The sequence below is a fragment of the Pantoea sp. ICBG 828 genome, from assembly GCF_002928355.1.
Classification (GTDB): Bacteria; Pseudomonadota; Gammaproteobacteria; order Enterobacterales; family Enterobacteriaceae; genus Pantoea; species Pantoea dispersa.
This window is the reverse complement of sequence record NZ_POWN01000004.1, coordinates 254,393-278,529: the sequence shown is the minus strand read 5'-3', so window position 1 is coordinate 278,529 and position 24,137 is coordinate 254,393. Positions and strand designations below refer to the sequence as shown.

Below are 24,137 nucleotides of genomic sequence, written 5' to 3'. Positions count from 1 at the left end.
GGTACAGTCGTTGAGAACAAATTGCGGTAAAATCCCGTCAACAGCAGTTGCTAAGAATCGAACACAGGATAAAAAAATGACAAGCTTTCAACAGCGTGCAGAACTACATCGTCAAATCTGGGCCATCGCTAACAACGTTAGAGGCTCGGTAGATGGATGGGATTTTAAGCAGTATGTCCTTGGTGCGCTTTTCTACCGCTTCATCAGTGAAAACTTCTCCAGTTACATCGAAGCCGGTGATGACAGCATCAACTATGCTGCGCTGGATGACAGTATCATTACCGATGACATCAAAGATGATGCCATCAAAACCAAAGGCTATTTCATTTACCCGGGCCAGCTATTCTGCAACGTTGCAGCTAAAGCGAATACCAACGACAGGCTGAATGCTGATTTAAACAGCATTTTTGTCGCCATTGAAAGTTCAGCTTATGGCTATCCATCTGAAGCCGATATCAAAGGCCTGTTTGCTGATTTTGACACCACCAGTAATCGTCTGGGTAACACGGTAAAAGACAAAAATAGCCGTCTGGCCGCCGTGCTGAAAGGTGTAGAAGGTTTAAAACTGGGTAACTTTAATGACCACCAGATTGACCTGTTCGGTGATGCGTACGAGTTCCTGATTTCTAACTATGCGGCAAATGCAGGTAAATCAGGCGGAGAGTTCTTCACACCACAGCACGTTTCAAAACTGATTGCACAACTAGCAATGCACGGTCAGACCCACGTTAACAAAATCTACGATCCGGCGGCTGGCTCGGGATCACTGCTGCTGCAGGCGAAGAAACATTTTGATAACCACATCATCGAAGAAGGCTTCTTTGGTCAGGAAATAAACCATACGACATTCAACCTGGCACGTATGAACATGTTTCTGCACAATATCAACTACGACAAATTTGATATCAGGCTGGGCAATACCCTGACTGAACCACACTTTAGCGATGAAAAGCCGTTTGATGCGATTGTCTCTAACCCACCTTACTCGGTGAAATGGATTGGCAGTGACGACCCGACGCTTATTAACGATGAGCGATTCGCTCCGGCAGGTGTGCTGGCTCCAAAATCAAAGGCTGACTTTGCGTTTGTGCTTCATGCGCTGAACTATCTGTCTGCCAAAGGCCGGGCGGCGATAGTCTGCTTCCCGGGTATCTTCTACCGTGGCGGCGCAGAGCAGAAAATCCGCCAGTATCTGGTTGATAACAACTATGTTGAGACGGTGATTTCACTCGCACCAAACCTGTTCTTCGGCACCACCATTGCCGTCAATATTCTGGTGCTGTCAAAACACAAAACCGATACTAGCGTGCAATTTATTGATGCCAGTGGGCTATTTAAGAAAGAAACCAATAACAACATTCTCACCGATGCGCATATAGAACAGATTATGCAGGTTTTTGCCAGCAAGGCAGATACTGACCATCTGGCGAAATCAGTGCCTTTTGAAAAAGTGGCCGGGAATGATTACAACCTGTCTGTCAGCAGCTACGTGGAAGCTAAAGACACCCGTGAAATCATTGATATTGTGGAACTGAATGCTGAGCTGAAAACAACCGTCAGCAAAATTGATCTGTTACGTAAAGACATTGATGTGATTGTGGCTGAGATTGAAGGCAGTAAGGTGCAGGCATGAGCGAAATGAGTTATCTAAAAAAAATGCTGGATGGTATTGATGTTGAATGGAAATCGCTTGAAGAAGTGGCTTCTTTGAGACGAGGCAGAGTTATGTCAAAGGGGTATTTGACTGATAATATAGGCAAATATCCAGTATACAGTTCTCAAACAGCCAATAATGGAAAAATTGGTTCTATAGACATCTTTGATTTTGATGGTGAATACATTAGCTGGACAACCGATGGAGCAAATGCAGGGACTGTATTCTATCGTACCGGAAAATTTTCGATAACTAATGTCTGCGGACTCATTAAAATTAATGAAGAAATAGTAGTACACTACAAATACCTTTTTTATTGGCTAACTATTGAAGCCAAGAAGTATGTATATTCAGGAATGGGAAACCCAAAGCTAATGAGCCACCAGGTTGAAAAAATACCTGTGCCAATCCCTTGCCCGGACAATCCAGAAAAATCCATTACCATCCAGACTGAAATTGCACGGATTCTGGATACATTTACTGCACTTACTGCTGAGCTGACTGCTGAGCTGACTGCTGAGCTTAGCATGCGTAAAAAGCAGTACGACTACTATCGCGACCAATTGCTGAGTTTTGATAATAGTGAGGTTAAGCATCTACCGATGGGGCAAGAAGGTATAGGAGAGTTCATCCGTGGGGGTAGTTTTCAGAAAAAAGACTTTACGGAAACAGGTGTTGGATGTGTTCACTATGGACAAATCTATACTCACTATGGGACATATACTGATAAGACAAAAACATACATTTCAGAGGCGCTCGCTAAAAAATGTCGAAAGGCCCAGCCTGGAAATCTGATTATAGCAACAACAAGTGAAAACGATGAGGATGTCTGTAAGGCTGTTGCTTGGTTAGGAAAAAGTGATATTGCCGTTAGCAGTGATGCTTGTATATATAAGCATAATTTGAACCCAAAATATGTGTCTTATTTTTTCCAAACCGAGCAATTTCAGAGTCAAAAAAAACAGTACATAACTGGTGCAAAAGTTAGGCGGGTTAATGCAGACAATCTTGCTAAGATTTTAATTCCCGTGCCTTCAATACAAGAGCAGGAGCGTATAGTATCTATCCTCGATAAATTTGATAAATTAACAAACTCCATCACTGAAGGCCTACCTCGCGAAATCGAGCTGCACCAGAAGCAGTACGAATATTATCGGGACATGCTATTTAGCTTCCCGAAGCCGGAAGTCGCAGAGGCGTGACATGAGCAAGACACTTCTGGAAATAGCCCAACAGCTGAGTACGCCTAAGAAAGTCAAGAAAACTGTTCCTGAAAAAACGAAGGAAGTTGAAGAGACCAGGCCCGTACCAAAGGTGCAGTTAATCTACGCTTTCAATGGCACAGGCAAGACACGTCTTTCCCGGGATTTCAAGCAATGGATCGCGTCCAAAGTCATTGACGGAGAAGATGATGACGAAGCTGAACAGTCGGAGTTGTCGCGCAAAAAAATCCTTTATTACAATGCTTTCACTGAGGACTTATTCTATTGGGATAACGATCTGCAAGAAGACGCCGAGCCGAAGCTGAAGGTACAGCCGAATTCCTATACAAACTGGTTGCTGACATTGCTAAAAGATTTGGGGCAGGACGGCAATATCATTCGTTATTTCCAGCGCTATGCGAACGACAAGCTAACGCCACACTTCAATCCAGATTTTACCGAAGTTACTTTTTCCATGGAGCGCGGCAACGATGAACGTTCCGCCCATATCAAGTTATCTAAAGGCGAAGAGAGCAACTTCATCTGGAGTGTTTTTTACACCTTGCTGGATCAAGTCGTCACAATTCTAAATGTCGCCGATCCGGATGTACGTGAGAACCGAGAGTTTGATCAACTGGAATATGTATTCATTGATGATCCCGTTAGCTCCCTTGATGATAACCATTTGATTGAATTAGCAGTCAATCTTGCAGGGCTGATCAAATCCAGTGAATCCGATTTGAAGTTCATTATCACGACGCATAATCCACTATTTTATAATATGCTTTTCAATGAGCTGAACGGAAAAGCTTGTTACATGTTGGAGAGTTTTGAGGATGGTACATTTGCCCTCACAGAAAAACATGGCGACTCTAACAAGAGTTTTTCCTATCATCTCCACCTAAAGCAAACCATCGAACAAGCTATTGTTAACAACAACGTGGAAAGATATCACTTCACGTTACTGCGCAATCTGTATGAGAAAACGGCCAGTTTTTTGGGCTACCCTAGATGGTCCCTACTTTTACCTGACGACAAAGAACTCTATTTGAATAGAATTATGCAGTTCACAAGCCACTGTACGCTATCGAATGAAGCCGTTGCAGAACCAACGCCAGCGGAGAAAGCAACGGTCAAACTGTTGCTCGAACACTTGAAAGATAACTATAACTTCTGGCAGCAGGAACAAAAAAATGGTTGATTGCACCAAGCCAATTGCTGAGTCCAATAATTTTATCATTTTGGACAAATACAACCCGGACTGGAAGATTACCGAGAGCTACCAGAGCGAAGGTGATCTGGAGCGTGAGCTGATTCAGGATTTAGTTAACCAGGGCTATGAATACTTGCCAACCCTGAACAACACCAAGGCTATGCTCGCCAATGTCAGGGAACAATTGCAAAGCCTTAACAATGTGGAGTTCCTGGAGGCTGAATGGCGTCGCTTTGTAGAAACCTGGATGGACAAGCCCAGCGATGGCGTTGTCGAAAAGGCCCGCAAGATTCATGATGATTATGTTCATGATTTCGTCTTCGACGATGGCCGTATTCAGAATATCTATATACTGGATAGAAAAAATGTCCTTCGCAATAAAGTGCAGGTCATCAAGCAGTTTGAACAAGCAGGCACGCATGCCAATCGCTACGATGTCACCATTCTGGTCAATGGCCTGCCGCTTGTACAAATTGAATTGAAAAAACGTGGTGTCGCTATACGTGAAGCCTTCAATCAGATACACCGTTACAGCAAGGAAAGCTTTAACAGTGACAATTCTCTGTTTAAGTACCTGCAACTGTTTGTTATATCCAACGGCACCGATACCCGTTACTTTGCCAATACCACCAAGCGGGATAAAAACAGTTTTGATTTCTCCATGAACTGGGCGAAGTCCGACAACACGTTGATTAAAGACCTGAAGGACTTCACCGCAACGTTTTTCCAGAAGCATACCCTGCTCAATGTGCTGTTTAACTACAGCGTGTTTGACAGTAGCCAGACGCTGCTGGTGATGCGCCCCTATCAGATTGCTGCCACCGAGCGAATCTTATGGAAAATTAACAGTGCCTTTACCGCGAAGAGCTGGTCAAAGCCAGAAAGTGGGGGGTTTATCTGGCATACCACCGGATCGGGCAAAACCCTGACCAGCTTTAAGGCCGCACGTCTGGCAACGGAACTGAGCTTTATTGATAAAGTTTTCTTTGTGGTCGACAGGAAAGACCTCGATTACCAGACCATAAAGGAGTACCAGCGTTTCTCGCCGGACAGCGTCAATGGTTCTGACAATACTGCAGGACTTAAAAGGAATCTGGATAAAGACGATAATAAAATTATCGTCACTACTATTCAGAAACTGAATAACCTGATGAAGGCGGAAGCGGACTTGTCCGTCTATCAGCAGCAGGTGGTGTTTATTTTTGATGAGTGTCACCGTAGTCAGTTCGGTGAAGCACAGAAGAACTTAAAAAAGAAATTCAAAAGGTATTACCAGTTCGGTTTTACCGGCACGCCAATTTTCCCGCAAAACGCATTAGGGTCGGAAACGACCGCCAGCGTTTTTGGCCGTGAGTTACATTCTTACGTGATTACCGATGCCATTCGTGATGAAAAGGTGCTGAAGTTTAAGGTGGACTATAACGATGTCCGCCCGCAATTTAAGGCGCTGGAAACCGAAACCGACGAGAAAAAACTCAGTGCCGCGGAAAATCAGCAAGCTTTTCTTCACCCGCTGCGCATCCAGGAAATCACACAGTACATACTGAACAACTTCCGCCAGAAAACACATCGCACTTTCCCTGGTGCCAGAGGTTTTAATGCCATGCTGGCAGTAAGTAGCGTGGATGCGGCAAAAGCGTATTACGCGACGTTTAAAGAGCTACAGAAAGAGGTGGCTAATAAATCAGCCAGCTATAAACCGTTGCGGGTGGCAACTATCTTCTCTTTCGCGGCTAATGAAGAACAAAGTGCTATCGGTGACATTACTGATGAAAGCTTTGATACCAGTGCAATGAATAGCAGCGCCAAAGAGTTTCTGGATGCAGCCATTGATGATTATAACGCTCACTTTAAAACCAATTTCAGCACTGACAGCAACGGCTTTCAAAACTATTACCGTGATTTGGCCCTGCGAGTTAAAAATCAGGACATCGACCTGCTCATTGTGGTGGGAATGTTTTTAACCGGTTTTGACGCTCCGACGCTGAACACCCTGTTCGTCGATAAAAACCTGCGTTATCACGGCTTGATGCAGGCATTCTCCCGCACCAACCGTATCTTTGATGCTACCAAGACCTTCGGCAATATAGTGACGTTCAGGGATCTTGAACGCGCAACCATTGATGCTATTACGCTGTTTGGTGATAAGAACACCAAAAATGTGGTGCTGGAGAAAAGCTACAAAGAGTACATGGAGGGCTTTACTGATATCGTGACAGGTGAGGCCAAGCGCGGCTTTATGGATATTGTGACGACCTTGGAACACCAGTTCCCTGATCCGGCTAGCATTGATAGCGAGAAGGGGAAAAAAGCCTTCGTTAAACTGTTTGGTGAATACCTGCGGGCTGAAAATATCCTGCAAAACTACGACGAATTTGCCTTGCTGAAAGATCTGCAAAAAGTCGATATCAGCGATTCTCATGCCGTGGAAACCTTCAAGACAGCGCATTATCTAGACGATGAAAAGTTTGCCGAATTACAGACCATTCGTCTCCCCACAGAACGTAAGATTCAGGACTATCGTTCAGCCTACAATGATATCCGTGACTGGCAGCGTCGCGAGAAAGTGGCTAATGACAAGGATAAGTCAACCACTGACTGGGATGATGTCGTGTTTGAAATTGACCTACTGAAATCTCAGGAAATTAACCTGGACTACATTCTTGGTCTAATTTTTGAACACAACAGGCAGAAGAAAGGTAAAGAGGCACTGACTGAAGAGGTTAGACGGTTAATTCGCTCAAGTCTAGGTAACAGGGCAAAAGAAGGTCTGATTGTTGACTTTATTCAGCAGACTAACCTTGATGACATGCCGGACAAAGCCAGCATCATTGATGCATTCTTCATTTTTGCTCAGCGTGAGCAGCTGCGTGAAGCTGAAGCGTTGATAAAAGAAGAAAACCTCAATGAAGAGGCAGCGAAGCGCTATATCCGTACATCGTTAAAACGCGAATATGCCACCGAAAATGGCACTGAGTTAAACGAGACTTTACCAAAGCTTAGTCCGTTAAACCCACAGTATAAAACGAAAAAACAAACCGTTTTTCAGAAAATTGGTGAGTTTATTGAGAAGTTTAAAGGGGTAGGTGGACAAATTTAGTCTTGGGCACACAGGGGGGACAAAAATGGTTCCCCTGACCTATCCCAGTGTTCGATACAACTGTCAGTGATAAATTCATGCTTATTGACTGAAGTGCATATTGCGGGTTATTAGATAACGTTCGAAAATAACCATTATAAGATGCGGTCTATTTTGAAATGATATATCTAGATGTATTAGCTCAGACTTGATCTGACGGTTTTTACTGGTAGCACATAATCAAATTTGACAGTCTGCTTTGAGCGAGGAACGGACATTAGCTCTAACATTCTTTTGGGCAGAACTTTGTCAGTGATTTTGATAAATGAACATTAAGAGGATTATCTGGGCTATTGTAAAAATTTTAATTACGTGGTCAAGTTTATTCCCCTGCACTGAACATTGTTGATATTCTATGCCTAACCAGGTCCGGGACTGTAACGTTTTCCTGCTCGACTGAGTCAGCCAAATGCTCCATTGTTCACTCCTCAATAAAGAGATACTTCATAAGTAGAGAATACCGAATGCCTCAGGTATACAGTCGAGATATATTGCCCATTCTTTATTTGATGTTGGACTCGAAAACCTCAACGAGCTCTTTAATTTTTTTTATGCAATCGATATTGACACATCTATATTTATCATTGTATTTTATAAGTGAAACTAAATATGAACGATAACCTTTTAATTTATTCTGTAATTGATCATCCGCATACTTGGAATAAAAATAAAATTTATTTCCGTATCTTAGGGCAAACTTTCTTGGGTTTAAATGGAATACGTTCTCCATTATATATATTGGAGATTTTTGTTTTTTGAGCAATGCAGAAATTTTTTTCAAAGGTTTAAGTTTTTTATCAGACAGCCTGATATTCCCAACAGGCTTTTCTTTGTATACATGAAAAAAGTCTTTCTTCCTTTTCCTGTTCTGTACTACGTAACCATTGAGGGATATAGTGTTCTCAGTAGCTTTCCTTTTGCTTTTTTTCAACTTAAGCGAAAGTGTAGAGACGAAGATAGAGATGTCTTTTTCAAATTGCTCAGAATGCAGGTACTTACTGTTACCAGAAGAGAAAAACATATCATCTGCATAACGAGAGTAAATAATCCCTTTGTCTTCACACAACTTTTGAATAAGAATATCTACTTTTCTGAATATTATGTTTGATATTACAGGCGAAGATGAAAATCCAATGGGCAACACTTCTTTGCCACGAAAATCTTTGTCAAGATAAGTATCACTAACCTTGTGGGTAACAGCCATATATGCAATGTCTAGAGCTGAATATTTATTTCCGCCCTTTTCATTATTGAAGTGCTGAGCAAGTAGACTTTTTACTTCAAGCGCAGAAATTGAATGGAAAAAATTTTTAATATCCAATCGTAGAAAATAATATCCTTGGATATGAGGCCTTAGAAAATCGTAATAAGATTTACCTTGAACAAATCCGCATGCAGATGAGTTAATGGGGCTTTTAGCCAGAACAAACTTAGTTATCCTATCATTTATACGCTTGTGTTCAGAGTCTTTAGAAATTTCAAAAAAGTTGTCGCAACCAACTTTAAACTCTCTGACGGCAGGAGAGAAATCATTTAGAAGATCTTCATTGCCTTTAAGTATTGCTTTCTTAAAGAAGTCATCGCTAATATTATTTTTCATCATAGAGCTTCAACCCGATACAAAAGAACACCATTACACCGTAGGTGTGTACTCCGACGCATACTAATCAGAGTGACTAGTTTAGCAGTCATTGGGACTATGCCCAAAGCAAAAAGAAGCTGGACTTCCTCAAGCAAAGAGCGGGAGAGGCAAGCCCTCAGATACTTGTCGAAACTCATATCTCCCCTCTACTATCGGGTTGAAGCATACGAATGATATCATAAAACTCGGGAAAGAAAACTTTAAATACTGTCCCAAATGGTTGATTTTTAGCTATAGATTCTTTCTCAACAAATTCGATGGCATGATTTAGAAAGCTTGTAGTCCACCCATCGGTTTTATCAAGGTATTTGTTGTGTACAGTGTTCTCTTCTAATAGCTTCATTAGCATTTTTGCATGCCTAGAGGTGTATCGTAGCTTGCCGCTTACCTTTCTCTTATTTTCTAAAGCTTGCTTGTAAGCCTCAACATTGAAGTGGCTATAGTCAGTTAATGCCATTGACTTTCCATTAAAAATAATTCTAATGTAATCAATGAGCATATCCTCTGTAACATACTTGCTTCTTTTTATACGCTGTAATATAGAATCAAAATTAGAATTATGTTCTTTGTCTAACCATCCATATACAATTATTGAACTATTTTTCTGAATTAAACAGCCTTCTAATGTAGTTCTATTTAGATAAATATTCTCATCAAGCAACCTGCTTTTAACAGCAGTAAATACCGATTCAAAGTCAGACTCATCTAGAAAACTCTGAGTTGTATTATTTACTTTTACCCTTTGATTTATAACGGATAATAACATCTCAATATTTTCTCGTTTTGTCTTGTACTTCTTACTAAAACCCAACTTATATTTATTAAGTTCAGATTTTAAAGTATCTGGCTTGAAGTTAAAATAGTTACCATTCTTTTCCAGCTTTATAGATAAACTATGAGGCTCACCTTTAATTGATATTGCTTTGTCAGCATCGAATAAAAATAGGTATGGAATCGTTGAATTTGAGTATGAAGGATTAACTCGTTCACCAATAACATTGCTACTGCATTTATAAATATCTATATTTTTTAAATGAGGAAAATGTTCAGTCATCTTCATGTTTCCAAAAGCTTCCAGCTCACTTTCACCCTCTACAAATAGGATAAAGTCGCTAAAGAACAATCTTGCCTCATTGTCGCTAAAAATATTTATAAAGCTCTCGTTGTCATAAGTTGAATTTAATGTGTTAATCGTAGTTTTAGCATCAACTTTCTTCTGGAAACAATAAACACGTTGTTTTTGTCTGAATTTTTTAATTATTTCTTTTACTATATTAGGCGAATGAGTTGTTAGGAATACTTTAGGCCTAGTAACTCGATCATCTTTTTTTTCATTATAATTGTAACTAGTAAATATATCTTGAACTAGAACCTCGTTCATTTTAGGGTGCAGACCTAGCTCTGGCTCATCAATAAAAACAAATGGCGTTATGTATTCTCTTCTTGATATTGTAATTAGTATCTTAAGAAAGGTTTTTATGAAATGAAATGAGTTTGTTCCATCTGAGTGAAACTTTAAATCATTTTCGTCTATTTCAAACCGATAACCTTTTAATCCAGCTTTAATATAGCTCAGCACCTTTTCTTTCTGGGAGCTTGGCTTCGTAGATATTGTTTTGTTTAAATCTGAAACATAATTCCTATACGAATTACCACCACTCGAATTAATTGAATTATCAAAAAAGTCAATTACAGATTGATCATCAATTTTAGACAAATTGAAAGATTTTACTCTTGATATAAGATCCCATAAGCTATCCCATTCATGTAAATCCATGTGTCTAGGTTCGATATGGAAAAATGGAAATAGATAAAGTATAAGGTTTAAAGTTTGTTTATCTTTCGTTGACCATTTAACTTTACCATCGCTGTATATGTTCAGCGTCAAAGTATATGTAGTGTAATCATTGTCGTAGCGTGTTAATGCAAATATGCTGCGTTTATGTAGAGGCACCAATTTTCGGATGATAAAATCAAAATATTTGTTTTTAGGTTGATTCCTGGCTATTCTATAAATCCTGGTCATATCATAAGTTACTGATATAGAACCTTTATACGAATAATTAGAATTTAACTTTGGAGGCAACTCTTCTTTACCTTCTAGTTTATTGTAGAAGAATTTAAGAACTTTAAGTAAGTTAGACTTTCCAACGTTATTTCGACCGACAATGCAGTTTATGTCGTTTAAGTTATCTACACTCAGCTCATCGAATGATAACAAATTGGTGATATTTATAGCCTGAACTGTCATAATCTGCCCTAGTTTTTCTCCCATTATATCAGTTGATTATTTAACTTGCTACTCCGATAATTATTTTTCACTCAGGCAAAACAATAGGTTTCTGATACTAGCAGTCGTATAGCCTTTACCTCGCTTCGTTGGATCTTCAATTCATCGACAATACTTTTAACGTGATACCTGCTTCTAGCAGGTGTACACGCAACTTCGGATAATTTGAGATAAGGTAAACTAGCCTCGATAAGATGTTAACGAGAATTCTCTATAGATTATAACGGGCAAAAAAGCGTTAGCACCAGTATCTGCTTATTGCACAGAGCTGCTTGTGAGATTAGGTTTAGATCTGTGCCATAGCTGTGTCAGGTAAATCTTAGCCAATACAATTTAGATAAATTAACCTATCTGCATGGATTTATTATAATATTTGGCAAGTAACTACTCTCCCAAGTTTATTATATTTACTATTCCATCGATTCGCAGACATAGTTTTTAAATATAACTAACTCTAAATAGTTCGCTGTTCATTAATCTATATTGTTTTTAATCCACTCTAATATCTTACTAAGAAACATTACAGTGGGTTATCTATTCCAGAGCGCTTTGTGTATTTTTCCTGTCTGGTGATAATCGGAAACCAGATCGATAAACTCTTTAAAATCTTTGTTCTCAACCACCAGGCGGTTGACGGATTGCCAATCAATACTTGTTCGCTCTCGTGCAGGAATCAGCGTTTGGCTATTACCGGGATCTTGCGGATTAAGAAGGATCACACCAATACCATGCAATGCACACAACATCTGCAGTTCTCTTTCTACGCCACGCTGCTTATCTTCATTTATTTCGGTCGCGACGAGATAACCAAAATGGGCCCAGCTTGAATTGCTCACAGCCTGGAAGAAACATTCTCGAACATTGCTACGGTTAAGCTGACGTTTTACCTCAAAAGACCACAGACGGGTTAAACGCCCTTCGCTATACCGTACGCAGTTTTGCACAACGCTATCCCAACCTTTATCGAGAGGTTGCAAAGCAACAATATCCGGATAAAGCCAATGGTTTGCCCCAAGACCTTTGTTGTTGCTTGAACGCTTTTCATCGATACGACGGCAAAGCAATTCTTCTTCTTCAGAAAGGTACTCAATCAAAAGCGGGTAAAGAGCATGCTCAGAAAAAGCTACCGTCTCAGCAGACGGAGTCGGAGCAATATCAAAAGATGACTGTTGTTGCACACCATTATCGACTTCCTTACCCCAGTAATATAGTCTGGGCCGAGGTTTGTCACGCGTCATAACCTGAGGACAAATCGCTTTTGCCTGAACGGTTCTGCTCCCACCGACTTCAGCAGCTATTTGACTCAAGAAATCTTCATCACTGGCGAATCGAGGATTTTGACGCTTTACAGCAAGCTCTGCGCCATAGTGATCAATGATTTTTTGGGCAAGCTGACGGGCTGTAAATTGCTCATCAGGATTAGCCTGAAGAACATCAATAATCATCTGTGGGCGACTAGTCATGGCTCCTGCCTTTAATGTAACAGTAAGAACGCTTCTATCTGAATGAATGGCTAAATCTCAGATGCTGCTTTTCTGATGAGACAGTGTAAAACTACCTATCACTTGAACCAAGCTTACAATATGAGTTTTTGGTATTAAACAACAGATTTCATTACCAAAATGAACACCCCATCAGAAGACATGTTATAGAAAAAAAATAAGGTATGTCAGGCACATACCTTAAATATACCTAATCATCCCATGCTTAATTTGGCAAAATCAAACGGACTCACCGGCTTCTCACGATTCGCATCAAGAAAATCAGCCCACCACTGCAGCATCAGTCTGCGCTCATCCAGATGCTCGGCCTTATGAATATAAGCCGCACGCACAGAGTTACGCTCCATATGGCTCATCTGCCGTTCAACCGCATCCCTCGACCACAATCCCGATTCTATTAATGAACTACATGCCATCGTCCTGAAACCATGCCCACAAACCTCTACCTTAGTGTCATAACCCATAACGCGCAGAGCCTTGTTCACCGTGTTCTCACTCATCGGTTTGCGATGGTCGTGATCGCCAATGAAAACAAAATCGCGATCGCCACTAAGTTTGTGTACCTGTTTAAGGATTGCTAACGCCTGACGAGATAACGGCACCAAATGAGGCGTACGCATTTTTGAGCCACGCTGGGAGTGCTTTATCCCTTCAATAGCCTCTCGTTCTGCGGGTATCGTCCACATTGATGTTTCAAAATCGATCTCAGACCAACGAGCAAAACGCAATTCGCTGGAGCGGATGAAGACAAGAAGAGTCAGCTCAACGGCAAGACGAGTCAAAGGCCTGCCGGTATAGCTATCAATGCGCTGAAGCAGTTCGGGAGTACGTTTCAACTCTAACGCAGGCCTATGCTGCCGGTTACTTGAAGCAATAGCACCAACCATTTCCTGTGCAGGGTTGTAATCAAGTAAACCACTCTGAACGGCATATCTCATAATTGCAGTAGTGCGCTGCTGTAGACGGGAGGCCACCTCAAGGCGCCCCGACACCTCTACCGCTTTGATTGGGGCCAGGAGGTCTCTAGTTTTAAGATCGGTAATTTTCCGCTTACCTATGGCAGGGAAGAGATTGTCCTCAAGACTTTTCAGCACTCGTCGGCTATGTTCTTCCGACCACTTTTTATTTGTGGCGTGCCACTCAATAGCAAGCTGCTCAAAAGTACGTGCTTCTTCCTGCTCAACCTTATCATTTCTCTTTTTTTCTCCCGGATCGATGCCGTTTGCCAACAACTTACGAGCCTCATCACGACGAGCTCTTGCATCTGCAAGAGACACATCAGGATATACGCCTAAAGCCAGCATCTTTTGCTTCCCACCATAGCGGTACTGCAGACGCCAGTATCTTGAACCATTGGGATGGACGAGAAGATGCATACCATTGCCATCAGTCAGCTTATATTGCTTATCCGTTGGCTTGGCTGTTCTGACTTTGATATCTGTTAGAGCCATGCTTATCCCCTCCCTGTTGGTACAAGCATTATCGAATCGGAAATACCATCATCTGTACCAACATCTGTTGGTAGATGTACGTTTAAGTCGGTTGACCTTGAGAGAGTTAATATAGCGGGAATAATGGGTAAATACTGGATATCAGGCACAAAAAAAGACGTCCGTTGACGTCTATTGATGTTCCGATGGTGCCGAAGGCCGGACTCGAACCGGCACGTATTTCTACGGTTGATTTTGAATCAACTGCGTCTACCGATTTCGCCACTTCGGCACTGAAGAGGATGCGGAAAACGTGGGCGATTATACCGTTACGCGCTTGCGGCGCAACCGGAATCGACGGGGATGTGCGCTAAACGTCGAAAAAAGCAGCGCTGCCAAAAACGCTGCGCAAAACCCCGGCAGTCGCCTCCGGAACACTCCCAAACTCGCGCGCGGCGGCCACTTCTCCGGAACTTTCTGCCGCCGCATGCCTCTTAACCACAACTGACGCAGTCAGACGTATAAGCACAACGAGGTTGAGATGAAAAAAGCAACACAACGGTTAGTTTGGGGATGGGGTATCGCGGCGGCACTGGTGGCCAGTAGCGCATCGGCGGCGAGCTGGCAGGATCAGCTGAGCAGCGCCGCATCGCAGTTATCGCAGCAGAACAGCGGCAACACCACCACCAGCAACACGCAGAACGGCGGACTGTCGCTCTCTTCGCTCAGCGGCCTGCTGAACGGCGGCGATAAAGCGGTGAGCGCCAACAGTATGACCAACGCCGCCGGCGTGATGGAGTATTGCGTGCAGCACAACGTGGTGGATAACAACGTGAAGTCAGTGAAGGATCAGGTGCTGAGCAAGCTTGGCCTGAGCACCACCACGGCGCAGCAGCAGAAAACCGATTACCAGCAGGGGCTGCAGGGCCTGCTGAACACCGGCAACGGTCAGCAGCTGAATCTGCAAAGCCTGAGCAACTCGCCGATGGGTGAGAAGCTGAAAACCAAAGCCTGCGATGTGGTGCTGAAGCAGGGCAAAAAATACATCGGCATGTGATTCCTTCGCGCGGGTTCAGAGGCCGCCTTCCTGCCGTCTGAATCGCCACTCACCTTATGCCAGCCGGCGCGGGCTGTCCCCCGCGCCCTCTTCTCTCGCTACGTAGCCGCTAAGCCCTCAACAACGCCCGCGTCTCATCCATCACGCGCGCCAGCAGCACCCTCGCCTGTTCAAACGACTGGATATTGGTGTAGCCAATCACCAGGCCATAGCGCTTTTGCGTCTGCGCGTACCAGCCCGACAGCGGCCGCACGTATAGCGCCTGCTGCGCCCACAGCGTCGCCAGCGCCACATCCTGGGTGCCGCGCCGCAGAAACGCCACGATGTGCATACCGCCGTCGGTCAGCTCAAAGGTAAACAGCCCCGGCAAGCTGGCTTCGATGGCCTCCAGCATCATGCGACGGCGCTGCTGATACAGGATGCGCATCTTTTTGATGTGGCGATAAAAATGCCCTTCGCTGAGAAACTGCGCGAGGATCTTCTGTGGCAGCAGCGGCAGGCCGGTTTCCAGAATCTCGCCCAGCTCACCGAACTGCGCCAGCGTGTGCTGCGGCATCACCAGATAGCCGATGCGCATCGCCGGCATCATGGTTTTGCTGAAGGTGCCGGTGTAGATCACCCGGTCATGCACATCCAGGCTTTTCAGCGCCGGAATCACCTTACGCGTGTAATGAAATTCGCCGTCGTAATCATCCTCAATAATCCAGCTGTCATGCTGCTGCGCCCACGCCAGCAGCTGATGCTTGCGCGGCAGCGACAGGCTGACCGCCAGCGGGCTCTGGTGCGTTGGCGTCACCACCGCAAAGCGCGCGTCGGCGTGATAGCGCAGCAGATAATCCACGTCGACGCCCTGCCCATCCACCGGCACATAGTGCAGGTTGGGTGCGATGCGCTTCAGCAGCTGCTGGCCAAAGAAGTAGCCGGGATCTTCGAACAGCACTTTGTCGCCCGGCTGCGCCAGCACCGCCAGAATCAGCCGTAGGTTGGCGCGGTAGCCGCTGGTGATAAAGATCTGTTCCGGCTGGCAGTTGAGGCCGCGCGAAATGTTCAGGTAGCTGGCGATGGCCGCCCGCAGCGGCGCATATCCCATCACCGGCGGTATCATCATCTCGTCCGGCCGCAGGCTGCGCGCCGCTTTCGCCGACAGCAGCCGCCACTTTTTATGCGGAAACTCGTCCAGCGCCGGGATGCCGAGCCGCAGCTCGCCTTTGCCCTCGGTCACCGGCAGCAGCGCGGGCGTCGTCGCCGGTGCGCGCGGTGGCGTAGCTGCGCTCGCCAGCTTCAGCTGTGGATTGACGCGCGTGCCCTTCGCGCCCTGGCTGATAAAATAGCCTTCACCGATGAGGATTTCATAGGCGGCCTCCACCGTTTTACGCGCCACCTGCAGCTCGCCCGCCAGCATGCGGATCGCCGGTACGCGGTCGCCCGGCCGGAGCTGTCCGGCAAGAATCTGCTGCCGGAAGCGCTGGTAAATCTCTTTGTAACCCACGCGTCACTCCTTCCTCAGCCACTGCGCTATGTCCTACCTGTTTTCACGCGTAATGGCCCTGTTCGCTCAGACATAGCAGTTTAAGATGCAGACATTCCCCCCGCAATACGGATGACAGCCATGAAGATTGTGCATTACGCCACCGCAGAACAACTCGCGCGCTGCTACCCGCTGATGCGTGCGCTGCGCGGGCGGCTGGCGGATGAGGCGCAGTTTATCGCTCAGGCGCAGCGTCAGCAGGCGCAGGGTTATCACCTCGCCGGTATCGAACATCAGGGAGAGCCGGCGGTGCTGGCCGGTTATCGCCTGCTGGAGAATTTTATCCACGGCAGCTTCTGCTACGTCGATGACCTGGTGAGCGATCCCGCGCTGCGCGGTCAGGGCTTCGGCGCCGCGCTGCTCGACGGCTTAGCGGTGCTGGCGCGGGAGTACGGCTGCCACCGTATGGTGCTGGATACCGCAATCAGTAATACCCGGGCGCAGGCGTTTTATCAGCGCTGCGGCTATCAGGCGCTTGGCCTGCATTTTTATCGCTCTATCGTATGAGGAACCACTGCATGAATGTGCTGCACATTAAAGTCAGCCCGGATCTGGCGGGATCGACGTCGCGCATCGCCTCGGCACGTCTGATCGAAAAGCTGCGCAGTCGCCATCACGATCTGCACGAGACGGTGCTGGATCTGGCGCAACAGCCGCTGCCGCATCTCGATGCCTTCACCATCAGGGCTTTTTTTACCCCACCGGAGGCGCGTGATGAAGCGCAGTGTAACGCCATTCGCACCTCGGAACGGCTGGTGGATCAGCTGTTTGCCTGCGACACCCTGGTTATCTCATCGCCGATGTGGAACCTCGGGCTGCCGTCGGTGCTGAAAGCCTGGTTCGATCATATTACCCGCGCCGGCCGCACCTTCGCCTTTACCCCCGAAGGCACCAAAGTCGGGCTGGTGAGCGGCAAAAAAGTTTACTGCGTGATGGCCAGCGGCAGCGTGTTTGCCCACGGGCCCTTTATGCAGGATGACCAGTTCACGCCGTACGTGCGCGCGGCGCTGGCGTACATCGGCATCAGCGATGTGCAGTTTATCCGCGTCGACGGCACGCACGACCCGCTCAGCCGTGCCCGCGCGTTACCCGAAGCACTCGAAACCATTGAACGTCTGTTCTGACGGAGGAAAATCATGACTCAACGCGTTAACCATTTCAAAACCACCCCGGCGCTGGCCAAAGCGATGTCGGATTTGTCGAATAGCGTCGCCAGCGCGTCGCTGGAGAAGTCGCTCAGGCATCTGGTGGATATCCGCGCCTCGCAGCTCAACCACTGCGCGTTCTGCCTTGACATGCACATCAAGCAGGCGGCGATTGACGGCGAGCATGAGCTGCGGCTGCACCATGTGGCGATCTGGCGCGAATCGCCGCTGTTCAGCGCGCGCGAGAAAACCGCCTTTGCCCTGACCGAAGCGCTGACGCGCATTGGCGAGCACGGCGTTGACGAGGCGCTGTACGGTGAGCTGCGCGCGCACTTCTCCGAGGTGGAGATCAGCGAGCTGACCTTTAAGATCGCGGTGATCAATACCTGGAACCGGCTGATGATCCTGTCGCAGATGGCACCCGGCGCGCTCGACAGCGCTTACGGGCTGGATCGTGCTGATTTGCGGTAATTTTTATCGCCAGTGGCTGCGGCTGCTGGCGATAGCATGTTTTTCTGCGCGCCCTGACGCTATAGTGAGGTTTTGCACCACACAGGACACCGCGCATGAAAGGCATCAACATTGCGATTTACTTCGATCCCGACCTGATTCGCATCTGCGTTCACCAGCCGGATGACAGCTACCTCAGCCAGACGTTTCATTACGCCGACAGCGTGATTGAGGAGATTTATCAGTGGCTGGAGCAGTTCACGCCGGGTCGCACCCACATTTGCCTGATTGAGCACGACACCGCCGATATCCTCGCCGATGAGCTGGTGGACAACGGTTATCACGTACATCAGGTGAGCCAGCATGCGCTGCTTAGCTGGTTCGCCAGTGAACCGCCCGCCACGCCGGACGGCTCGCCGGTGCGCGCGCTGCTGCGCTATCTGGAGAATGAGAAGCCGGCAGAGTATCAGTCACGCACGCCGCAGATTGAAGCGCTGATGGAGTTGCTGGATGAGCTGGACGATCTGGAAGGCGTAGAGAGCGAGGAAGATGAGGATAACCTGCCGGATAACGTGCTGCGCCTGATGAAGCAGAAGAAAATCAGCGCCAGCGACGCCGCCCAGCGCCTGTTGCCAGACGTGAATGAACGCATTCGCGAGCATTTGATTCATTACCCCGAGCTGATGACGCCGGATCTGCTGGAAGATTTTTTCCCCGAGCTGCTGGAAGCGATGGAAACGCCGAAGCATTGATGCTGTCCAGGTGCGCATAAATGCGCCCCCTACGAAAAAAATCGGTGCACAGGATACTGTAGGGTCGCCATTCATGGCGACCGTTGTGCTGGCAGCTGCGCGCATAAATGCGCACCCTACGAAAAAATCGGTGCACAGGATACTGTAGGGTCGCCATTCATGGCGACCGTTGCGCTGGCAGCTGCGCGCATAAATGCGCACCCTACGAAAAAAACGGTGCACAGGATACTGTAGGGTCGCCATTCATGGCGACCGTTGCGCTGGCAGCTGCGCGCATAAATGCGCACCCTACGAAAAAATCGGTGCACAGGATACTGTAGGGTCGCCATTCATGGCGACCGTTGCGCTGGCAGCTGCGCGCCTGATATTAACCAGGGAATAAATCATGCTGGAACTGTTCAAAGCCATTGGGCTCGGCCTGGTGGTGATTTTGCCGCTTGCTAACCCGTTAACCACCGTGGCGCTGTTTCTCGGCCTCGCGGGTGACATGAACTTTCAGGAACGCAATCGCCAGGCGCTGCAGGCGTCGATCTACGTGTTCCTGATTATGATGGTCGCCTGGTACGCCGGTAACGCGGTGCTGCACACCTTTGGCATCTCGATTCCCGGCCTGCGCATGGCCGGCGGGCTGATTGTCGCCTTTATCGGCTTTCGCATGCTGTTTCCCGCCAAACCGGTCGGGCATTCGGTGGAGGCCAAACACAAGCTGGATGAACTCGACGCCAGCGACGATCCGCGCGAAACGGTGAATATCGCCTTTGTGCCGCTGGCAATGCCGAGCACCGCCGGACCGGGCACCATAGCGATGATCATCAGTTCAGCCTCGACGGTGAAAGCCGGCGTCGATTTCCCCGCGTGGGTGGTGGCCATCGCGCCGGTGCTGACGTTCCTGGCGGTGGCAGTGATTTTATGGATTTCGCTGCGCAGCTCCGGCGCCATCATGAAGCTGGTCGGCAAAGGCGGCATCGAAGCGATTTCGCGCCTGATGGGGTTTTTACTGGTGTGTATGGGCGTGCAGTTTGTCATCAACGGCGTGCTGGAAGTGGCGCACACCTTTCATTAAACAATAAAAAATCGCACCGTACGCTAGCGGTGCGATTCATCGCGCAATGCCCGCCATCTCGCGACGCCGGGCATTGCCATCAGGACAGCGCGCCAGTTCGCGCCGCTACGTTTTAGTGCAGCGTTTTCCGCACATCCGCCACCTGTTCTTTCGTCACTGCCGGCGCGTGGTTGCTCCAGCCCTGACGAATAAAGGTGGCCAGCTGCGCCACTTCATCATCGGTCAGACGATACGCAAACGGCGGCATCGCCAGCGTCGACGGTGCTTTCTCCGTTGAGGGCTGCTGCGCACCGGCCAGAATGGTGTGAATCAACCCGCTGGGGTCCTGCGCATTAACGATAGTGGCCTGATCCAGCTCCGGGAAGATCCCCGGCGCGCCTTTGCCGGTGACAAAGTGACAGGCACCGCAGTTGTCGAGATACAGACGCTCGCCTTCGGACAGATTCTTCGCCGCTGTCAGCTTCGCTTCGGTCTTCTGCTGCGCCTGCACGTCGTACGCCTGCAGCGGTGGATTGCCGCCGAGGAACTTGAGGTAAGCGGCAATCGCTTGCAGATCGGCATCCGTCATGTGCGAGCTGGAGTGCTCCACCACCGACGTCATCTCGCCGCCCACCGCGGCTTTATCGTTACGTCCGGTTTGCAGATAATCGACAATCTCCTGCTCGCTCCAGCGTGGCACACCGCGCAGCGACGGCACCTCCCAGTTATTCAGGCTGCCGCCGGCGAGGAAGCGATCGTCGCTGCTGTCCAGCGCCTTCTCGTTCATGCCGATGCCGCGCGGCGTGTGGCAGCTGCCGCAGTGGCCGAGGCTTTCCACGATGTAAGCACCGCGATTAACCTCCGCTGACGCGCCGCCAATCGGCTGGAACGGTTTGTCCGAAGTAAACGCCCAGTTCCAGAAACGCATGCCCCAGCGCTGGCTGAACGGGAAGCTCAGCTTTGTTTCCGGCGGCTGTTCGCTGTCCGGCTTCACGCCCTGCATGAAATAGACGTACAGCGCGTGCAGGTCTTCATCGCTGATTTTGGCGTAATCCGGGTACGGCATCGCCGGGTAGAGGCGCGATCCGTCCGGCAGCACGCCTTTGCGCACCGCATCCGAGAACTGCTGCTCGCTGTAGTTGCCGATGCCGTGCTGTTTATCCGGCGTGATGTTGGTGGAGTAAATGGTGCCGAGGTTCGACTCAATCGCCAGTCCGCCGGCGTAATCCGCTTTGCCCGCCACGGTATGGCACGCCATACAGTCGCCGAGGCGCGCCAGATACTCGCCCTTTTTAATCAGTGATGCGTCATCTGCTGCCTGCGCCTGCACCGCACAGCTGCCCAGCAGCACCGCGTGAGCGATTAACAATGATTTTAATTTCATGTGCTTATGCCTGTACCAGTGGGCCGGGATTCTGCAAATAGTGCTCTTTGATAGCCTGCGCCGCCATCAGGGTAATCGCGCCGATGGTGTCGGTCGGGTTCGCCTGGAAGTTCTGCGGGAAGGCGTTACCGCCCGGCACAAACACGTTGTGCACATCCCAGCTTTGCAGGTACTTGTTCAGCGCCGAGGTTTTCGGGTTGTCGCCCATCACCGCGCCGCCCACGTTGTGGGTAGAGACGTATTTGGTCAGGTCAAAGTCAGCGCCCATCGGCAGGAAACTCATGCTCATGCTGTCCGGATTCAGCTCTTTGGCGATGTCGCCAACGATGCCTTTCAGGTGCTGCTGCAGCTTGAGCTCGTTCTGTTTCCAGTTAAAGGTCATGCGCAGCAGCGGCTGACCGCGATGGTCGGTGTAGTGCGGATCCAGATCCAGATAGATATCGCGGTACGACTGGCAGGTGGTGGTAATACTGATCTTCATCGAATGGTTGTACCACTGCTCCAGCCCCTCTTTGTACCCCATGCCCCAGCTCGGTGTGCCTTTCGGCAGCGCAGTGCCAATCGGCGTACCGGTCGCCTGCGAACTGTGGATTTTGGCGCCGCCGAGGAAGCCGAGTCCCGGACCGTCGAAGTTGCCAGGCGAGATGTCGTTAAACATCTGACCGGTCGCGCCAGCGGTGGCGAAGGCGTTGAAGTTCTTGTCTTTGAAGAACAGCGTGGCGCCGCCGTTGGAGAGAAACGCATAGTTACGCCCGACGACACCCTCTTCGGTGATCGGGTTGTAGGGCTTACCGATGCCGGACAGCAGCATCAGGCGCACGTTGTACAGCTGGAAGCTGGAGAGCACCACAATCTTCGCCGGCTGGAACACTTCGTTGCCATCAGCGTCGAAATAGAGCACGCCTTTCGCGGTTTTGCCGTCGTCGTGCAGTACCACTTTGTACACTTCCGCATGCACTTCATAGGAGAAGTTCGGCATGCGCTTCAGCGCGTCCATCACCGCCGTCTGCGGCGAGGCTTTTGAGTAGTTCAGGCAAGGATATTTCGAGCAGTAGCCACAGTAGTTGCAGGGAGCGATTTGGTTGCCGTACGGGTTTTTCCACGCGCGCGAGACGCAGGCTGACGGGTTCGGGAACGGATGATAGCCCAGCTTCTTTGCTGCCTCTTTGAACATCACGTTATTCAGCGTATCGTCCAGCGCCGGTAGCGGATACGGCTCAGAACGCGGGCCTTCAAACGGATCGCCACCTTCCAGAATTTGCCCGCGCAGATTGCCAGTGGTGCCAGACTGGCCGCAAATCAGCTCAAATTTGTAGAAATACGGCTCGATCTCATCCCAGGTGAACGGGAAGTCCATCACGCGCATGTCATCCTGCAGGATGCCGGGCTTATAGGCCTGATCGACGTAGGTTTTCAGTTTGATATCGGTGGGCGTGGGGCGAATCAGTACCGCCGTCCAGTGCATGCCCGCGCCGCCGACGCCGGTACCCGGAGCAAATGCGCCCCATTTGCGGGTTGGCAGCGCCGTCTGGTCCATGTTGTAACGCACGGTGACCGCCACTTCTTTTGGCGTGGCGAACACTTTGTTGCGCACGTTATAGGCGTACTCATCGGCCGGTTTCGGGTAAGCGAAATCCGGGTAGTCGCGCTCGCCACCGCGCTCAAGGGCGCGCACGTCCAGTCCGGCCATTGCCAGTTCAATACTCATCAGCGAGCCGGCCCAGCCGAGGCCGCACACCACGACGTCGACTTCTTTCTTTGTAATCTGTGCCATGTTTTTCTGTCTCACATACCAAATACGGGGATTCAGGCGCGTTCGCCCATCAGGCTGACCGGTCCGAGCGGATACGGCACGTTATGCTGCTTCACCCACTCGGTGAAGCTGGCGCGTGCCCCCGGGAAGCCGATGGCGATCCAGGCTTTCATGCCTTTGTTGCCGCCGTACATCGGGTCAGCGAGGTAGCCGTGTTTGGTATCGGAAAGCAGCTGGCTGAAGAACTGCGAGGCTTTCAGGTTCGGTTCGCCCAGCGCGGCGAAGTCGATACCGTCGTTTTTATTCACTTTGGTCAGCACCGCGTCTTTCTCAGCCAGCGTCAGCTGCGAGAACGCTTTGTGGTAGGTGCTTTGCGTCCACTGCTCCACCAGTTTGATGCCGGTGCGATACATCTGCTGCGGCGTGAACGGGATCTGATAGCCCATGGTGGCGGGCGCGTGCACGTCAAACGGCCCCTGCAGGTAGATCTCTGCGCCGAACTCCGGGCTGTGCAACTGCTGGTCAATGAAGATTGGCACATTGGTTTCCAGCGCACCCGGCGCTTTGCCGTTGCCACCGGCGGGGATCAGGCGATCGGTCGCGGCCAAAATAAATTGCCACTCCTCAGCGCTAAAAAAGATCGGTTTATAGTCGGCAAGGTCCGGTGCTGCCATTTCCGCAGCCTGGGCTGCAGTCAGTCCTTTTAAAACCAGGTCGCTTAATGGCAAAGCCAGCAACGACCCAAGTAAAAACTTACGTCTGGTGGTCGGTTTTTCTAAAAGCATGGCGCGACGACTCTCACTTGCTAAGAAAGGGAATTATTTTTGTTAATAGATTTATAAATCGGCAAACAAGCTGGCAATCTTATGGATACAGATATTTCAGGATGTAAGCATTAAATTAGAAATGTGTTTTGATGAGAAACCATCAACCTGACGAAAAGTTGCCAGGCGC

General features: G+C 48.5%; 18 protein-coding genes and 1 tRNA gene. 10 read left to right on the top strand and 9 right to left on the bottom strand.

Features of this window, described 5'->3' with window-relative positions; genetic code table 11:
* Nucleotides 1–76: 76 nt before the first annotated feature.
* The 4 genes from C1Y43_RS11760 to C1Y43_RS11745 are packed head-to-tail and all read left to right on the top strand — an operon-like array spanning nt 77 to nt 7,169.
* A complete protein-coding gene (locus C1Y43_RS11760; RefSeq protein ID WP_104188302.1) occupies nt 77–1,633 on the top strand; it encodes a type I restriction-modification system subunit M in 1,557 nt (518 codons plus the stop codon).
* The gene (locus C1Y43_RS11755) at nt 1,630–2,856 is read left to right on the top strand and encodes a restriction endonuclease subunit S (protein WP_104188300.1); all 1,227 of its coding nucleotides are present in this window, start codon (nt 1,630–1,632) and stop codon (nt 2,854–2,856) included. The genes C1Y43_RS11760 and C1Y43_RS11755 overlap by 4 nt, the downstream gene beginning before the upstream one ends.
* Before the next feature lies 1 nt (nt 2,857).
* Entirely contained in the window at nt 2,858–4,057 is a 1,200-nt protein-coding gene (locus C1Y43_RS11750; RefSeq protein WP_104188298.1) for an AAA family ATPase, read from the top strand.
* Nucleotides 4,050–7,169, top strand: coding sequence for an HsdR family type I site-specific deoxyribonuclease (locus C1Y43_RS11745; protein ID WP_104188296.1), 3,120 nt, complete (start codon nt 4,050–4,052; stop codon nt 7,167–7,169). Before C1Y43_RS11750 ends, C1Y43_RS11745 begins: the two co-directional genes overlap by 8 nt.
* A gap of 541 nt (nt 7,170–7,710) precedes the next feature.
* On the opposite strand, the gene C1Y43_RS11740 is transcribed toward C1Y43_RS11745, so the two are convergent.
* The 5 genes from C1Y43_RS11740 to C1Y43_RS11720 form a co-directional block, all read right to left on the bottom strand.
* On the bottom strand, nt 7,711–8,811 hold the full coding sequence (locus C1Y43_RS11740) for a reverse transcriptase domain-containing protein (protein ID WP_104188294.1): 1,101 nt from the start codon (nt 8,809–8,811) through the stop codon (nt 7,711–7,713).
* Between the two features lie 172 nt (nt 8,812–8,983).
* Nucleotides 8,984–11,125 carry a retron Eco8 family effector endonuclease gene (locus tag C1Y43_RS11735; RefSeq protein WP_233209829.1) on the bottom strand — a complete coding sequence of 714 codons (2,142 nt, stop codon included), beginning with the start codon at nt 11,123–11,125 and terminating at the stop codon, nt 8,984–8,986.
* 545 nt (nt 11,126–11,670) lie between these two features.
* Nucleotides 11,671–12,603 (bottom strand): COG2958 family protein, encoded by a 933-nt coding sequence (locus tag C1Y43_RS11730; RefSeq protein WP_104188293.1) that lies wholly within the window; start codon nt 12,601–12,603, stop codon nt 11,671–11,673.
* Between the two features lie 233 nt (nt 12,604–12,836).
* Entirely contained in the window at nt 12,837–14,093 is a 1,257-nt protein-coding gene (locus C1Y43_RS11725) for an integrase arm-type DNA-binding domain-containing protein (protein WP_104188291.1), read from the bottom strand.
* A 186-nt stretch (nt 14,094–14,279) separates the two neighbouring features.
* Nucleotides 14,280–14,364 (bottom strand) — tRNA-Leu (locus tag C1Y43_RS11720).
* 249 nt (nt 14,365–14,613) lie between these two features.
* Here C1Y43_RS11720 and C1Y43_RS11715 point away from each other — a divergent pair.
* Nucleotides 14,614–15,129, top strand: a complete 516-nt coding sequence (locus tag C1Y43_RS11715) for a DUF2501 domain-containing protein (protein ID WP_104188290.1) — start codon at nt 14,614–14,616, stop codon at nt 15,127–15,129.
* Between the two features lie 109 nt (nt 15,130–15,238).
* Here the strand turns inward: C1Y43_RS11715 and C1Y43_RS11710 are convergent, their stop codons facing one another.
* Entirely contained in the window at nt 15,239–16,618 is a 1,380-nt protein-coding gene (locus C1Y43_RS11710) for a PLP-dependent aminotransferase family protein (protein WP_058776590.1), read from the bottom strand.
* A 120-nt stretch (nt 16,619–16,738) separates the two neighbouring features.
* Between C1Y43_RS11710 and C1Y43_RS11705 the strand changes: the two genes are divergently transcribed.
* The 5 genes from C1Y43_RS11705 to C1Y43_RS11685 all read left to right on the top strand — a co-directional run bounded on the left by C1Y43_RS11705 (nt 16,739) and on the right by C1Y43_RS11685 (nt 20,067).
* Nucleotides 16,739–17,164, top strand: coding sequence for a GNAT family N-acetyltransferase (locus C1Y43_RS11705; protein ID WP_058776589.1), 426 nt, complete (start codon nt 16,739–16,741; stop codon nt 17,162–17,164).
* 11 nt (nt 17,165–17,175) lie between these two features.
* On the top strand, nt 17,176–17,781 hold the full coding sequence (locus C1Y43_RS11700; protein ID WP_104188288.1) for an FMN-dependent NADH-azoreductase: 606 nt from the start codon (nt 17,176–17,178) through the stop codon (nt 17,779–17,781).
* A gap of 12 nt (nt 17,782–17,793) precedes the next feature.
* Nucleotides 17,794–18,273, top strand: a complete 480-nt coding sequence (locus C1Y43_RS11695) for a carboxymuconolactone decarboxylase family protein (protein ID WP_021506730.1) — start codon at nt 17,794–17,796, stop codon at nt 18,271–18,273.
* Nucleotides 18,274–18,368: 95 nt separating this feature from the next.
* On the top strand, nt 18,369–19,004 hold the full coding sequence (locus C1Y43_RS11690; RefSeq protein WP_021506729.1) for a hypothetical protein: 636 nt from the start codon (nt 18,369–18,371) through the stop codon (nt 19,002–19,004).
* Between the two features lie 385 nt (nt 19,005–19,389).
* A complete protein-coding gene (locus tag C1Y43_RS11685) occupies nt 19,390–20,067 on the top strand; it encodes a MarC family NAAT transporter (protein ID WP_021506728.1) in 678 nt (225 codons plus the stop codon).
* 112 nt (nt 20,068–20,179) lie between these two features.
* On the opposite strand, the gene C1Y43_RS11680 is transcribed toward C1Y43_RS11685, so the two are convergent.
* The 3 genes from C1Y43_RS11680 to C1Y43_RS11670 are packed head-to-tail and all read right to left on the bottom strand — an operon-like array spanning nt 20,180 to nt 23,968.
* Complete coding sequence (locus C1Y43_RS11680; RefSeq protein ID WP_021506727.1) at nt 20,180–21,430, bottom strand: cytochrome c; 1,251 nt, start codon at nt 21,428–21,430, stop codon at nt 20,180–20,182.
* A 4-nt stretch (nt 21,431–21,434) separates the two neighbouring features.
* Complete coding sequence (locus C1Y43_RS11675; protein ID WP_021506726.1) at nt 21,435–23,204, bottom strand: GMC family oxidoreductase; 1,770 nt, start codon at nt 23,202–23,204, stop codon at nt 21,435–21,437.
* Nucleotides 23,205–23,236: 32 nt separating this feature from the next.
* A complete protein-coding gene (locus C1Y43_RS11670) occupies nt 23,237–23,968 on the bottom strand; it encodes a gluconate 2-dehydrogenase subunit 3 family protein (RefSeq protein ID WP_031279537.1) in 732 nt (243 codons plus the stop codon).
* Nucleotides 23,969–24,137 lie beyond the last annotated feature (169 nt).